The sequence below is a fragment of the Marinifilum fragile JCM 15579 genome, from assembly GCF_001310955.1.
GTDB lineage: Bacteria > Bacteroidota > Bacteroidia > Bacteroidales > Marinifilaceae > Marinifilum > Marinifilum fragile.
Genome location: NZ_BAZX01000006.1, coordinates 85,579 through 101,330, shown reverse-complemented (window position 1 = coordinate 101,330; position 15,752 = coordinate 85,579). Strand labels below are relative to the sequence as shown.

General features: G+C 36.6%; 12 protein-coding genes, 1 tRNA gene and 1 riboswitch. Of the genes, 7 read left to right on the top strand and 6 right to left on the bottom strand.

Going from position 1 to position 15,752, the window contains the following annotated elements:
• Positions 1-28: 28 nt before the first annotated feature.
• Positions 29-2,464 (bottom strand): bifunctional aspartate kinase/homoserine dehydrogenase I, encoded by a 2,436-nt coding sequence (gene thrA, locus JCM15579_RS07135; protein ID WP_054717813.1) that lies wholly within the window; start codon positions 2,462-2,464, stop codon positions 29-31.
• Between the two features lie 747 nt (positions 2,465-3,211).
• On the opposite strand from thrA, the gene JCM15579_RS07130 reads away from it, so the two are divergent.
• A complete protein-coding gene (locus JCM15579_RS07130) occupies positions 3,212-3,943 on the top strand; it encodes a hypothetical protein (protein WP_054717811.1) in 732 nt (243 codons plus the stop codon).
• A 128-nt stretch (positions 3,944-4,071) separates the two neighbouring features.
• On the top strand, positions 4,072-4,722 hold the full coding sequence (locus JCM15579_RS07125) for an HAD family hydrolase (RefSeq protein WP_054717808.1): 651 nt from the start codon (positions 4,072-4,074) through the stop codon (positions 4,720-4,722).
• On the opposite strand, the gene JCM15579_RS07120 is transcribed toward JCM15579_RS07125, so the two are convergent.
• A complete protein-coding gene (locus JCM15579_RS07120; RefSeq protein ID WP_054717805.1) occupies positions 4,719-5,651 on the bottom strand; it encodes a cation diffusion facilitator family transporter in 933 nt (310 codons plus the stop codon). The two genes, JCM15579_RS07125 and JCM15579_RS07120, sit on opposite strands and share 4 nt — an antisense overlap.
• A 246-nt stretch (positions 5,652-5,897) precedes the next feature.
• A riboswitch (molybdenum cofactor riboswitch) is annotated at positions 5,898-6,041 on the top strand.
• 83 nt (positions 6,042-6,124) lie between these two features.
• Between JCM15579_RS07120 and JCM15579_RS07115 the strand changes: the two genes are divergently transcribed.
• From JCM15579_RS07115 to JCM15579_RS07095, 5 genes are all read left to right on the top strand, one after another.
• Positions 6,125-6,670 (top strand): P-loop NTPase family protein, encoded by a 546-nt coding sequence (locus JCM15579_RS07115; RefSeq protein WP_054717803.1) that lies wholly within the window; start codon positions 6,125-6,127, stop codon positions 6,668-6,670.
• Between the two features lie 4 nt (positions 6,671-6,674).
• The gene (locus JCM15579_RS20025) at positions 6,675-8,633 is read left to right on the top strand and encodes a radical SAM protein (protein WP_083464581.1); all 1,959 of its coding nucleotides are present in this window, start codon (positions 6,675-6,677) and stop codon (positions 8,631-8,633) included.
• A 94-nt stretch (positions 8,634-8,727) separates the two neighbouring features.
• Entirely contained in the window at positions 8,728-9,183 is a 456-nt protein-coding gene (moaC, locus tag JCM15579_RS07105) for a cyclic pyranopterin monophosphate synthase MoaC (RefSeq protein ID WP_054717800.1), read from the top strand.
• 113 nt (positions 9,184-9,296) lie between these two features.
• Positions 9,297-10,232 (top strand): MOSC domain-containing protein, encoded by a 936-nt coding sequence (locus JCM15579_RS07100; RefSeq protein ID WP_054717797.1) that lies wholly within the window; start codon positions 9,297-9,299, stop codon positions 10,230-10,232.
• A gap of 149 nt (positions 10,233-10,381) precedes the next feature.
• Positions 10,382-10,466 (top strand) — tRNA-Ser (locus JCM15579_RS07095).
• Positions 10,467-10,886: 420 nt separating this feature from the next.
• On the opposite strand, the gene galE is transcribed toward JCM15579_RS07095, so the two are convergent.
• From galE to JCM15579_RS07075, 4 genes are all read right to left on the bottom strand, one after another.
• A complete protein-coding gene (gene galE, locus JCM15579_RS07090) occupies positions 10,887-11,909 on the bottom strand; it encodes a UDP-glucose 4-epimerase GalE (protein WP_054717794.1) in 1,023 nt (340 codons plus the stop codon).
• Between the two features lie 22 nt (positions 11,910-11,931).
• Complete coding sequence (locus tag JCM15579_RS07085) at positions 11,932-12,573, bottom strand: carbohydrate-binding family 9-like protein (protein WP_054717791.1); 642 nt, start codon at positions 12,571-12,573, stop codon at positions 11,932-11,934.
• Positions 12,574-12,995: 422 nt separating this feature from the next.
• Positions 12,996-14,066: an anaerobic sulfatase maturase gene (locus JCM15579_RS07080; protein WP_245625850.1), complete on the bottom strand. Its 1,071-nt coding sequence runs from the start codon at positions 14,064-14,066 to the stop codon at positions 12,996-12,998.
• 50 nt (positions 14,067-14,116) lie between these two features.
• Positions 14,117-15,709, bottom strand: a complete 1,593-nt coding sequence (locus JCM15579_RS07075; RefSeq protein ID WP_054717787.1) for a sulfatase — start codon at positions 15,707-15,709, stop codon at positions 14,117-14,119.
• Positions 15,710-15,752: the final 43 nt, after the last annotated feature.

Genomic DNA, 15,752 nt, shown 5'->3' with positions numbered 1-15,752 from the left:
TTCTGATTTACGATCCATTCTACCTCAATTAATTTCTGCTAATTCTTATAATATCACCAAAAATACCCGATGCCGTAACCTCAGCTCCAGCACCAGCTCCTTTAATAATTAAAGGCTGATCGTCATACCATTTGGTGTTTAGCGAAATCACATTATCCTTACCATGAATATCGTAAAACGGATGATCAGGGCTTACTTCCTTCAAACTCACATTTGCTTTTCCATCTTTAAAGGAAGCGATATATCTAAATCGAACATTTTTCTCTTTCATTACTTCTCTCCAAGCTTCAAAGTAATCATTATTGGATTCCAAAGCCGTTAACAGTTCTTCGGCAGAATTTCCTTGCAGGCATGATTCAGGAATCATTGGTTGATGCTCCACTTCATTTTCTTCCAATTGATAACCTGCTTCTCGTGATAAGATCAATAGTTTTCTCAACACATCCATTCCACTCAAATCAATTTTAGGATCAGGTTCAGTAAATCCTTGCTCCATGGCCATTTTTACAGCTTCCACAAATGAACAACCTTTATTAAATTCATTCATGATAAAATTTAAGCTACCTGAAACGACCGCATCAATCCCAACAATTTCATCACCTGTGTTTACCAAACTATTAATGGTACTGATTACTGGTAAACCTGCACCAACATTACTTTCGAACATGAATTCAACATTGTGCTTTTTAGCTGCAGCTTTTATTTTACTATAGTTCTCGTAATTAGAAGATGCCGCTATTTTATTACAAGCCACAATTGCAACTGTAGAATTCAATATCTGCTCATACACTTCGCTTACCTTATCGCTAGCTGTAATATCAACAAAAATTCGATTTCTCAGGTTCGATTGATCCATTAGGCGAACAAACTCCTGTAAATCTGCCTGAACACCATACTTATCCAATTTGTCTTCCCAATTTTCAAGCAAACTCTCATCTTCTGCAAAGAACATTTTTCTACTGTTGGTTACTGCCCTAACAATTAATTGCAAGCCTTTTTCTTCCAAAAGATGTTTATATTGATTTTTAATGAATTCAAGAAGCTTACCACCTACATTCCCAACTCCTGCAATGTATAAGTTCACCTTTTTGTAAGTCGTATCGAAAAACTCTTCATGTATTACGTTTAGCACCTTTTTAATATCCTTGGTACGAACCATGAATGTAAGGTTCATTTCATTTCCGCCTTGAGCCATTGCCCTAATATTAACACCATTCTTGCCAAGAACGCTAAACACTTTGCCTGAAATACCCGGAGTGAATCCCATATCTTCGCCAACAATGGCCACAATGGATAGATTCTCTTCAACCAATGGTTCATTCACCAGATTCATTCTGATTTCCATTTCGAATTCTTCGCACAATGCTTCCATGGCCAACTCTGTATCATCTTTGTGAATACCTACACTGATACTATGTTCCGACGATGCCTGTGTAATCAACACGACATTAATCTCATTTTGCGCCAAACTTGTAAAAAATCGAGAAGCAAATCCGCTAATTCCCATGACACCGCTCCCCGAAAGCGTAAACAAATTAATATCGTTAATCGACGATAAACCACGAACAACCGAGCGAACTTCTCCAGGTGTTTTGCTGATTAAAGTTCCCTCATCATCGGGTTCGAAAGTATTTTTAATTCTTACATCAATTTGATTTTGCACTACAGGAATTAAAGTTGGAGGATAAATCACTTTAGCTCCGAAGTGCGACAATTCGATAGCTTCTTGAAATGACATTCTTTCGATAGGCAAAGCTTGGGAAACAAATCGAGGATCAGCAGTATACATACCGCTCACATCTGTCCAAATTTCCAATTCGGAACACCCCAATCCAGCAGCCAAAATTGATGCGGTATAATCAGAACCTCCACGTCCCAGAAGCGTCATCTCTCCTTTGGCTCCTGAAGCTACAAATCCAGGAAACAATGCAACTTCAAATTCTTTTTTCTTTATTGATTCAAGATTTAGGTTGGTTTGTTCAGCATTTAAATAAACCCCTTTCCCATTTTGTGTTTTGATGTATTCTCTGGAATCGAAATACACTGTTTGCAGCCCATCACTTTTAAAGAATTCCGATAGAATTGCCGAAGACAACAATTCCCCTGAACCCAATACAACACTACGAACTTTTTCCGAAATATCTTCCAACAAATAAACCCCTTGTAAAAGCTCTGATATTTCTTCAAATTTTGCATTGATCTTTTCATTCAGATTGCCACTTAATCCAAGCTTCTGAATCATATCTTGGTGTCTCTGTTTTAACCTCTCCAGAACCTCTTTATACTCCTTGTCTCTTTTACTTGCCAAAGTAATACAGCGTTCCAATTCATCAGTAACACCTCCAAAAGCCGACACAACTACAACTTGCTTACAGCTTTTTTGATTCTTCTTAACAATCTCTTTCACCCTATTACAGCTTTCTGCATTGGCTACCGAGCTTCCTCCAAATTTTAAAACTTTCATCTGCTTATTATTTTATTTTAAGGCCAGATGGAACTTACCATTCCTGAATAATGATGTTTAAATGTGAGCTCATAATTTATTTAGGAACGGACGTTTCATTTCCTTGATTCGTTCTGATGATTTCCTCTCCCTACAAATGTTGATTCCATCATCAATGATTATATAATGGTTATAGTTATTTGATAATTAGCGTTATTCATATCGCACAAATGAATTTACGACATAATAAGCAATCAGGCACAAATATTTCTATGTACTTTTTGAGTATGATAATACCCACCTTTGGTGATATGTAATAATATAGACCCCTAAAGGGTCCCCGTAGTTGTGGTGGTAGTAATAACAATAATGCCCATAGCACCGCACATACCGATAAATGGCATGTTCATCATAGCTATGTTTGTCATTTTATGCATTAGCGAATATTACTTTTCGTTGTGAGCATCAAAGATAAAGATTTTTTGCAATTAACCTGAGATCAATTAAAAACATTCCAAATAATATGAAATTTATATCATACCCCTGCTGTCGACTGTATCCTACTCTTGTTAGCGGTAGCATCATGATCAGGATATCGATAGTATCATAGTCCTGTTCAAATCGAACTCAACATTCAAACAGATCACATCTACACTCAAACAACCAAACTCTTATCTGCTTGATTTTCCATCGTTTAAGAAATCTTAATTAGATTCTTTCCAAATAATTGTCGTAAATTTGGGGATATTCACTAAAAACATATTTATCATGAAGAAGAAGAGTTTAGTCCTAGGCTTAATACTACTTTGCACACTTGTTGCATTTGGCCAGGAGAAGGAAGAGAAAAAAACCATTGTGGTGGAAAGTGTATATATTCTACCTAAACGAGGAATGTCTGATAAATTTGAGAAAGCGATAAAAGCTCATAATGATAAGTTTCATCCCGAAGGAGATCATGTAGCAGGCTTAAGAATAGTAGACTATGGCGAAAAAGCCGGATGGTATGTTTGGATCATGGGACCTACAACTTATGCTGCACTTGATAACCGTCCGACAAAACAAAATGGACATGACGAAGACTGGGATAAGAACATTGAACCCTTAGTTGAGAAATATGGAGCTGTAAATTTATGGAACTTCAACGAGAAACTGTCTTTTGGTATGGATCTGGTAAAAAACGCAAAGCATTATGAAGCTTGGGCTGTTGATATCAAGCGCGGACAGTATTATCGCTTTAAAGCCATTGCTGAGAAACTTATGAAAACTTCGGAAAGCCTGGGGGTTGCATTTCTGGTATTCAACAATCCACTGCATACACCTGGTGGCGCAGATGTTGGTTTGGTTTGGAATTTTGACAGTTATGATTCATGGTCGCAAGACATTGGTTTCATGAATGCATATGAGAAGTTGTATGGTAAAGGAACCTGGCAAAACATGATTGATGAATGGTTTGATATCATGGTTGATTATAACGCCGAATTGAGATCTAAGGTTCACTAAAAAAAGAATACATTGTTATAAGCCGGATTGAAATACTCATTCCGGCTTTTATTTTTAAGAGAATTCCTTTTTTATTTTGCAATAAAGATATAGTGTGCAATATTTGCATTTCAAATTATACATATATCATGATAAAAGGAGTAATTTTTGATCTTGATGGCACACTTGCCAATTCTATTGAAGACATTGCTGATTCAATGAATCAAGTACTTGAAGAAAACAATTTTCCAACCCATAATTATGCAACTTATAAAACCTTTGTTGGAAGAGGCATTAGAAGCTTAGTTGAAAAATCTTTGCCGCTGGAAAATAGAGATCTAAAAGAACTAGATAAAAACTTTGATCGTATGATGAAAGTTTATGATGAAAATTGCATTGTAAAAACTTGCCTGTATCCTGGTATCGCTGATTTATTAGACGCTTTGAGTGAAAAAGGTATAAAAATTTCAGTTTTCTCGAACAAAGCAAACGAATTGACTCAAAAAGTTGTTAAGGTTTTACTTGCCAATTGGAAGTTAGAATATGTTTTAGGTGCTGGCGGCGATATTCCAAGAAAACCAGACCCTAAAGGAGCAATTTTAATTAGTGAGAAAATGGGAATTGAACCTTCGGAACTAATGTATATTGGTGATTCAGGAGTTGATATGGCAACTGCTCAAAATTCTGGCATGCATGCAGTAGGTGTTCTTTGGGGATTTAGAGAAATGGAAGAGCTACTTACCAATGGTGCTCAAACAATATTGGAAAATCCAATGGATTTAATGACCTCATTCGATTAGTGCGAATGAGGCTTTTCTTGCTTTACCAAGCTTTCATCCTGGCAATATCCATTAATTTCGGGCTGTAAGGTTACATGGTTGATTTCAAAATCATCATGCAAAATATGTTCGATTTCATGAAGAACCTTGTTCACTTCACTTAAATTCAAATCCTCATTAAAACTGACATGCGCCTCAAAATTGACTTGTTTATCATCCAATTGCCAAACATGAACATGATGAATATTTTTAACTTTCTTAACTAGTTTTACTTTCTGTTGCACCTCTTCTAAATTGATATGAATTGGAGCAAACTGCATAATAATCCTTACACTTTCAACAATTAATCCCCAGCTAGAATAAACAAGATAAAGTGCAATTGCAATAGAAAGAATACTATCTACCCAACTTACCTCCCACATGTACATGGCAAAACCGCCCAATACAACCGCAATGGAAGAAATCATGTCGCTTAATAAATGTAGGTAAGCTGAACGCATATTGATATTATTCTTGGCATCTTTCATCACCAATAACACGCTGGCCCCGTTTAGCACTATTGAAAGTCCTCCAAGAATCATGACAAGTCCAGACTGAATTTCCTGAGGTTCTCCCAAACGCTCCACAGCCTCTTTAAGGAGAAAGAATGCGATGACAATTAAAGAAACAGCATTAATAAGTGCAGCCAGAATTTCCGCACGTTTATATCCAAAGGTCTGACGAGCAGTTTGCTTTCTTCCTGCCAACTTACTTGCAAACCAACTAATAACCAATGCTAAAACATCTGAGAAGTTGTGTAAAGCATCTGACAATAAGGCCAAACTTCCTGAAATAAAACCACCTACCACCTGAGCTACAGTTATTCCAACATTTAGTAAAATGGCTATTCCTAAATTTCTTCCTTTCAAGTTCCCATGATCATTCTTATGATCGTGTCCGTGCTTTCCCATATTCCATTAATTTAGTTAACCGGTTTGTAAATAAAACCATTTTTTAATAAAACTAATTATAAATAAGCCTCTTTTTTTCTTTCCTTCTCATCTTATTAATTGAATACATTAAGTCTGAAAGCATAGTAAAACAAGAGTTTCAACCAATCCTTTAATAATTTGTACAATCGATAACATTACAAAACCATTACATTAGTCACACATACACATTTGTAGATTCGTTAATATTAATATCTTTACGATGAATAATTAAAATAACTCCGAGTTTATAATCTCTAAACAGGTTAATATAACTGCAAGATTTATAAACCGATGGGTAAATTTGGAAACGAATTTGCCTCCCGCAGGATTAAAGTCCAAAAATTGGAAAGGAGCAAAATTGATGTGAATGATAATTGATAGTACTCTCTGGTACATGTCCGTTTCACCATACATTGCCTCCAATTCTGCACTAAGTTGGAGGTTTTTTGTATATGACAATTCAAAGAGAAAATATAATCCTGCTAGCTGGTAATGGCCAGAATGTTGGTAAGACTCTCTTTGCTTGTCAGCTTATTAATTCGTTAAAACAAAAGCATTCTGTTATCGGAATTAAAATATGCCCTCATTTTCATGAGCTTAAACCAGATACAGAATTCATTGCTAGTAACACGAATTATCAGATTATAAAAGAACACCGCCAGCAAGGTAAAAAAGATAGCAATAGACTTTTAAATGCAGGAGCAAAAGAAGTGTATTATATACAGGCAAAAGATGATTACCTTAGAGAGGTTCTAAGCTGTTTGGATAAAGTCGTTCCAAATGATAGTCTTTTAATTATAGAATCGGGAGGATTGAGGAAAATTCTTGAGCCTGGTTTATTTATAATGATAGAAAGCAAAAACAATAAAAAACTAAAACCCAACACTGTTAAGTATAGAGAAATGGCTAATTTAAATATTGAATTTGATGGTGAAGAATTCAATTTCGATCCTAACCGAATCCATTTCTCTGAACAAAAATGGGTAATAAAGAATTAGCAATATGATTACGTTTCACGAGGCCCTAAAAACAGTAAAACATGCTACTCGAAAATTAGAGAAAGAGCATATTGAAATTTCGGAGTGCTTAAACCGAGTACTGGCAGAAGATGTACGATCTGATATGGCTATCCCTCCATTCAACAAATCGGCGATGGATGGATATGCTTGTAAAAAAGAGGATTTATTAGAAGAATTGGAAGTGTTGGAAGTGATAGCTGCTGGTGTTGCTCCTTCTAAATCCATTGGCAAGAAACAATGTTCAAAAATTATGACTGGAGCTATGGTACCAGAAGGTGCTGATACTGTAATAATGATAGAACATACTGAAGTATTAAAGAACAGCAAAATTCGTTTTACCAAAGAGAAGACAAAATCGAACATCTGCATTAAAGGTGAAGATATTAAGGAGAATGATGTTGTTCTGAAAAAAGGAACCAGATTAAAATCTCAGCATATATCAGTATTGGCAACGGTCGGTTGCACCAATCCATTGGTATATAAAAAGCCGAGAGTTGCTAGCATCGCCACAGGAAGTGAGTTGGTTGAGCCACATCAAAAACCAAATATATCTCAAATTCGAAATGTGAATTCTTGGCAACTGCAAGCACAACTGAAGAAAATTGGTATTGATGTTAATTATTATGGCATTGTTGAAGATTCAAAAGAAGCTACTCAAGAAGCCATGGAAAAGTGCCTGGCTGAGAATGATATTTTAATTATTTCAGGAGGTGTTTCGGTTGGAGATTACGACTATGTACCTCAAATTTTAAAAGAACTTGGTTTTAATATCTGGTTTCACACCTTGGCTGTAAAACCGGGAAAACATACAGTATTTGCTGCCAAAAACGGACAATATGTTTTTGCAATGCCTGGTAATCCGGTATCATCATTTGTACAATTCGAATTATTAGGCAAACCTCTTGTTTTTAGATTGATGGGACACGACTACAATGCACCTATGGTTCGCATGCCAATTGCAGAAGATTACAAGCGAAAAAGAACAGACAGGTTAGTATTTATCCCTGTTCGTTTCAATGCCAACAATCGAGTGGTTCCTATCGAATACCATGGCTCAGCTCATATCAATGCATTTACTTTAGCGGATGGAATAATGCTGTGCCAAGAGAAGTTGATGAATTTACCGAAGGAGAATTTGTTCATGTTAGACAATTATAATCGAAATATCAATTACCTACGAATCTCTGTTACAGATCGCTGTAATCTAAGATGTACCTATTGTATGCCCGAAGAAGGTATAAATCTAATTGCACATGAGGATGTACTTAGTTTCGAAGAAATTGTAGCATTTGTAAAAGAAGCCATTGCCTCAGGCATCACGAAAGTGAGATTAACAGGCGGAGAACCTTTGGTAAGAAAGGGTATTGTTGAATTGGTTCATAAAATAGCAAGTATTCCTGGCATTGAAGATTTAGCAATGACAACAAATGGTATTCTGCTAGAGAAATACGCCAAAGATCTGGCCAAAGCTGGCCTAATGCGTGTAAATATCAGTTTGGATACCTTGAATCCTGAGAAATATAAAAACATAACTCGCTTGGGTAATATTGAAGATGTATTTGAAGGAATTGATGCTGCATTGGAAGCTGGTTTGAATCCGGTAAAAATTAACTGTGTAAGAATGCCTGATGCCGATTTGGACGATCTGGAAGCTTTAAGAAAATATTCCGATAGTAAGAATCTTGATCTTCGATTCATCAGACAAATGGATTTGGCAACTGGTGAATTTTCTATTGTTGAAGGAGGAAAAGGTGGCAATTGCCTTGAATGTAATCGAATCAGGTTAACTGCAAATGGAAAAGTAAAACCCTGTTTGTTTAACCAAAGTGAATATGATTTGAAAGAATTAGGTGCAAAACAGGCCATTAAAGAGTCGATCAATCAAAAACCAAGATCTGGCACCAAAAATAAGAAAGGAAGTTTCTATGGTATTGGAGGGTAAAGTCAATTAATAATGAAAATTTAGTAATTAAGAATAACATGTTCTATACAGACACTTTCACTATTAAATAATTACTGATTAATTACGATATAAGATGGGTAAATTCAGTCATATAGATAATGAGGGGAAAGCCAATATGGTAGATGTTGGTGATAAAACTCCTCAAATAAGAGAAGCCAAGGCCACTGGGAAAATTATATTGGAAGAACAGACACTTAAACTTATTAATGAAAATGCTTTAAAAAAAGGTGATGTTCTAACAGTGGCTGAAATAGCAGGGATTCAAGCTGCAAAAAAGACAAGTGATTTAATTCCATTGTGTCATACACTGCAAATTACAAAAGCCGAAGTTAAATGTATAGTGGTTGAGGACGGTGTTATTGCTAATACGAGGGTAAAATGTATAGGTCAGACCGGCGTTGAAATGGAAGCTTTAAGTGCTGCTAGCATAGCGCTTCTAACCATTTACGATATGTGTAAGGCGGTTGACAAAAATATGAGAATAGAAGGCATTAAGCTATTGGACAAAACTAAAACTGACTTGAAATAATACCGATTAGTATTTAAGAATAATCAATAACCTCACTTCGTTTGTTATTGATCTTTAAATATCTATCGGCATTATACCTCAATAATTTTAAAATTAAAATGGTATAAAATACTATGAACAAAGAAGTAAGTGTATTATCGGTTAATATTTCAGAAAAGAAAGGTACAATTAAAAAACCAGTTGAAAGTATTCAGTTAAGCTCTATTGGAGTTGAAGGCGATGCTCATTCGGGAAACTGGCACCGTCAGGTTAGTTTATTGGCCAAGGAAAGTATCGATAAGTTCTCTGAAGAAGCGAAACGAAAAATTCAGTTTGGCGAATTTGCCGAGAATATCACAACGGAAGGCATTTTGTTGCATCATACTGCCCCACTTGATAGATTTACTTTTGGAGAATTGGAACTTGAGGTTACTCAGATCGGTAAAAAATGTCACGGTGACAATTGCAGTATTTTTAGGGAAGTTGGCAATTGCGTTATGCCTAAAGAAGGAATCTTTTGTAGGGTAATTAAAGATGGAACTCTTAAAGCTGGTGATACATTAACCTATTATCCAAGAGTGATAAAAACCATGATCATTACACTTAGCGATAGAGCCAGTAGAGGCGAATATGCTGATAAAAGCGGTCCTCTTGCCGAAAAACTTTGCCAGGATTTCTACAAATCACGAAATAGACATTATAGCATCGAGAAGCATATCATTCCTGATCAGGAAGATAAATTAGCAATGCTACTAGACAAAGCCAAATCAGAAGAATTTGACATTGTTTTCACTACTGGAGGAACAGGAATAGGTCCTAAGGACATTACGCCTGATGTGGTAAAAAAACACATTACGAAAGAGATTCCTGGTATTATGGAGTTAATCAGAGTAAAATATGGCATGGATAAACCAAATGCATTGGTCAGTCGAGGAATTGCCGGTGTTATGAATAAAACTTTAATTTATGCGATGCCTGGAAGTCCAAAGGCGGTAAATGAGTATTGTAGTGAAATTTTTAAGATCATCGAACACTCGTTATACATGCTAAACGAATTAGATTTGCATTAATTACAAAAATAATTTGGCTGATGATCAAGGGCTTCGAAAATAATTCGAATTTATTACAAAAAAATGTTTGGTGGCAATTAAATTTTGTCATACATTTGCACCCGTTATCACAAGAGATAACAGAGCAACAATAGCTCAAAACAAGTATTGGAGAGATGGCAGAGTGGTCGAATGCGGTGGTCTTGAAAACCATTGTACGGCAACGTACCGGGGGTTCGAATCCCTCTCTCTCCGCAAAATATAAGCACTGAAGTTGAAAAACTTTAGTGCTTTTTTTATGAACTAAATTTAAAGGGATTAAACCTCTTTGAAGCTCATAAGATATTCATCACGTTCGAAGAAAGGAATAGTCCTAAACTCTCACCTTCTCAGAAATCCAACAGGAAAAAAACTTGTAAACCATCTGTTTGTAATATTTTCTTTTATACCAACGTAAACAAATACTATAAATGAGAAAAAAGGGTGTTTTAATTGGTGTAATTATAAAACTGTGAATCTCGAATCTTTATTAGGATTACAATTGATGCCCCAAAAGTAAATATTGAAAAAATTTAGACTATGGTTAAGATAAAGGGTGACCTTTTACCTAAGTATGATCACCCTTTATTTGTTATATCAATCTTAACGTTTGATTTAAGAAAATGATTCAAAAGTTTAGTTTGGAATATTTTCCTGCCACTTCCAGGCTGAAAGCAAAGTTTCATCCAATGTACTTTCTGCTTTCCATCCTAACTCATTATTGGCATAAGTAGTATCTGCATAAATCTTTTCAATATCACCTGCTCTACGTTCAACAATTTTATGAGGAACTTTTTCTCCTGTTGCTCTTTCGAAAGATTCTATAATCTCCAATACAGACACTCCATTTCCAGTACCCACATTAAAATATTCGTAGCCATTTTGATTTTTATTCTCCAACAAGCGTTCTATGGCTACAACATGAGCTTTTGCTAAGTCTACAACATGTATATAATCGCGTATTGCCGATCCATCAGGGGTATCGTAATCATTCCCAAATACACTCAATTCAGGTCGAATACCTGCTACAGTTTGCGTTAAGAAAGGAATTAAGTTATTAGGAACACCTAATGGCAATTCTCCAATTTTTGCAGTTTCGTGTGCTCCAATTGGGTTAAAATATCTTAAAGCAATACCTTTTAAACCTGGGTTGGCATGCACCGTATCGCAAATAATATCTTCGCAAATACTCTTTGTATTACCATATGGCGATTCTGCTTCTTTTCTTGGAGTTTGCTCGGTAACCGGTAATTTATCCGGCTGTCCATAAACTGTACATGATGATGAGAATACCAAATTATTTACATTGAACTCATTCATGCACTCCATGATGTTCATGAGTGAATTCAGGTTGTTATGGTAATACATCAATGGTTTTTCTACTGATTCTCCAACCGCTTTAGAGGCTGCAAAATGAATAATTGCTTCCAACTTAGTATATTGCTCAAAAAAGGCTTTTACCTTTTGCTTATCAGTTAAATCAAACTGCTCAAAGCTTGGACGAATACCTGTAATCTCTTCAATCTGATCCAAAACTTCAATCTTTGAATTCGACAGATTATCTACTATTACAACATCATATCCGCTATTTTGTAACTCAACTACAGTGTGAGAACCAATAAATCCGGTTCCTCCTGTCACAAGAATTTGCTTCTTCATTCTTCTTATATTTTGCCTTTTATTATTTTAAAATCAGTTTACCAAAGGAAGATGGAATATGAAAATCTGGCTCTTCAGCATCTGGTTTCACCCAAGAAATCCATCTTAAATCTGCTTCTTTATCTTGAGCAGGTAATTCCATACAGTATCCTCTGTATAATCCTGCTTCCAAAACATTGCCATTTAATAAACCTAGTTCTCTTAATGATGAAAGCTTAATTGATCCCTCTACAACATATCCTTTGTTATTTTTTGAGGCTTTTACCTCTAACTTATTTTCAGGCCATGCCCAGTTATAATCAAACTTACGATAATAATTTGTCACATAATCAAGAACTCTGGCATGAGCATCCATTTCCAAACAGTAATATGGATTTAATTCCTTATCTCGTCTAAAAAAGATCTCAACTCTGTCTGAATCTACAACTTCCATTTTATGATTCTGATCAACGAAAGTAAGTACATTCTCATCCTCAACATCGAACCTAAAATAAAAGTTATCATCATCATACAAAGCTCTGAAAGTTGTCAAAGGAGCTTCACAATTCTCCCAAGGATAGCTAAAATCAGTATTCACTTCTGCTTCGTTCCATACAAAGTCCATATGCTCTCCCGAAATGTTTAAGCAATCATTTTTTATTTTATTTACAGTATACGTTTTCATTCTTTATAATTTATAAGACAATAATTAAATACTCAAATTCGAACAAATTTTTCAATTCGACTGTTAAATCAGTCATTTCCATTATTCATTAATAGCTTCACACGATTCACCAAGTCATTCGCATATTTCTGTGTTTTTGCCTCAAAATATGTGATTAATTGGTTCTGTATATATCTATTACAGCCATTTAAACTGTTGGCATTGATGCTAATCCCAGATCAACAAATTCAACTCCAACTGATATATCAACTCTATAATTTCTTTTTTTAATTTTAACTTATTTCCCTTTTACAAAATGATTGTAAGCATTGTAGTTACCTCCATCTTGTTTGGCTTCCATTTCCTGCTGCATTCTTAACTGGTTTGCCACCCAGTTACGTCCCATTTCCCGTAATTGAGAATGAGCGTGAGCAAAAAATATTTTATAGGAAGTACAAAAAACGTGGCATACCATTGTCTTTTGGATCTTTTATTCTATCCTTGGTACAACCTCCAAAACAATGTTTTAAATAAGCACAGCTTTTACACTTTCTTGGCAATTTGGACTTCATACATCCGAATTGAGTTTGCTTTCTTGAATTAAGCATGTTAATTAGCTTACCTTCCTTAATATTCCCCAACTTCCATTTCGGATCAACAAAAAAATCACATGAGTATACATCTCCATTGTGCTCAATTACCGTATAGACACCACACTCTTTTTGCAAGGTGCATTCCGGTGAAGGTATGCCTACATAAGTATGGAAAACCGACTCAAAATGACGAATCGAAGTTGTTGGAGCGCCGTTTTTAAAATCATTAACCCACAAATCCCATAACTTACAAAGCACTTTTCCATATTTCTCTGGAGACAAAGAAAAAGATGCCGCTTGACGCGGATTTTCCTTATCTGTCTCCACTACAGGAATAAACTGCATAAAATCAAATCCCATTTGTTTGTGATGCTGATAGATCTCCTCAATATGATCTGCTGAATAATCTGTCAAACAACTTAGTACATTTGTTGCAACACCCTTATCCAATAACATTTTAGCATTCTTCGAAATGATTTCCCAGCTAGGCTTTCCCGCTTGCGTTAAACGATAATGATCATGAATATGCTCAGGTCCATCCAATGATAATCCTACCAACCAATTGTATTCCTTTAAAAAATCAGCCCACTCTTCATTCAGAAGCAAACCATTTGTTTGAAGACCATTTCCAACGGTTTTCCCGTAGCCATACTTTTGCTGAAGTTCAATCACTTTTCTAAAGAAATCCAAACCCATAAGGGTTGGCTCCCCTCCTTGCCAACCGAAAGAAACCTCGGGGCCAGATTGTTCCATCACCTGAAGAATCAACTCTTCAAGAGTATCTTCATCCATTCTATGAACTTTTTGCTGATGGTAAAGGTCAGCCTTCTCCAAATAAAAACAATAGGTGCAGCCTAAATTACAATCGGGTCCCGATGGTTTAACCAATACTGAGTTTAGCTGTTTGTTCTTCATTTCCATAATCTCCCTGTCTTAATATGTTGTAACTACTTTTGCAAGCTTGGCAATACCTAATTCAGATAATCAGGTATACTTTCCGGATTCTTGCTCCACCTTTTCACCCTATTATTAATCATATGGAATTCTTCGTTCTTATCAGTAGGTTGATAAATGTCTTTCGGTAGATATTTTCTTAAGTTTTCCATCACTTCTTTGTATTTTGGATCATTAGCCAGGTTATGATGTTCGCCAAAGTCTTTTTCCTCATCGTAAAGCTCTTCCGATCCATCGTAGTAACGAATGTATCTCCAATTGTCGCGACGAACTGAATGGCTTCCATGGGTCCAGCTACTGATTACGGCCTTCTTGCGCTTTGCCTTCATATCGGTAAGCAATGGAATAATACTTTCCCCGTCAACCTGCTTCTGGCTTTCAAAGCCACACAACTCGGTAAGTGTTGGATAGATATCCAGTAAGCTTACTTCCTGCTGGCTCACCTGTCCTTTAGCAGTAACACCCGGAACCACCCACAACATAGGGCTTACCGTTGCCTCATTCCAAAGGTTGTTCTTTCTCCAGTTGCGCTTTTCGCCAAAGCACTGTCCGTGATCAGACCACAGCACAATGATGGTATTATCGGCATACTGGCTGTTGTCCAAGGCATCTAGTAGGCGTCCCAACTGGGCATCCATGAAAGAAATGGCAGCCAGGTATCCCTGCACCAGCTCCTTGCGATAAGTCGGGCTGATGGTATTGATAATCATTTCTGCTCCCGGCTCGGTAATCCCTTCGGCTATGGCCTTTCCATACATTGGGATATCTGAAAACTCCTTCTCCATTGCCTTTGGAACCTCAATCTGATCTATCGGATACATATCGAAGAATTCACGTGGTGCGGTATACGGAACATGAGGTCGCAGAAAGCCAACTCCCAACATAAAAGGCTTGTCATAGTCTTTTTTCAATCGCTCCATGGCCCATTCCACATTAATCTCATCGGGCATTTTGCCTTCCGGCAGATATTCCCTGTCAATAGGGCCTGCACAAAGCGAAAATCCAGGGAAGTTGGTTCCATTCTTTTTGTTGTAGTTGGTGGTTCCCGATCCGCCCATTGGAAATGGATAAAAATCAGGAGCACCATATCGGTTTCCATCCTTCAGCATCTTCTCGGTAAGTCCGTACACACGCGGACGGCGTTCATCCCATAGCTTTTGATGCTCAAAATCATCCTCAATGGCCCAGCAAGCATGTCCTTCAATCTTACCACAAGCCATGGTACGGTACCCGTTCTGACGGAAATAGGCAGGCAACAAGTCCACATCGTTCCAAATTTCCTGGTTAGGCGTTCCACTTTTGTTGGTATAGCATCCCGTAGTCACCGGGCTCAATGATGACAATACAGCCAAACGGGAAGGCGTACAAACAGCCACGGCTGCATGCGCATTGGTAAAATATACCCCACGTTGCGCCAAACGATCAAGGTTTGGTGTTTTCACATCGGGATGTCCTTTTGACATTCCTGTCCAATCGTTTAAATCATCTACCGCGATAAACAGGACATTTGGCTTGTCCTGTTCTACACTCTTTTTATCGGAACCTCCGCCACACGACTGCATTAACAATGCTCCAGCGCCCAGTAGCAGACAGTTACTTATCTTGTTCATCTGTTATTAATTTCTTGAAAGATCTTTTTATTTTCTTTAATTC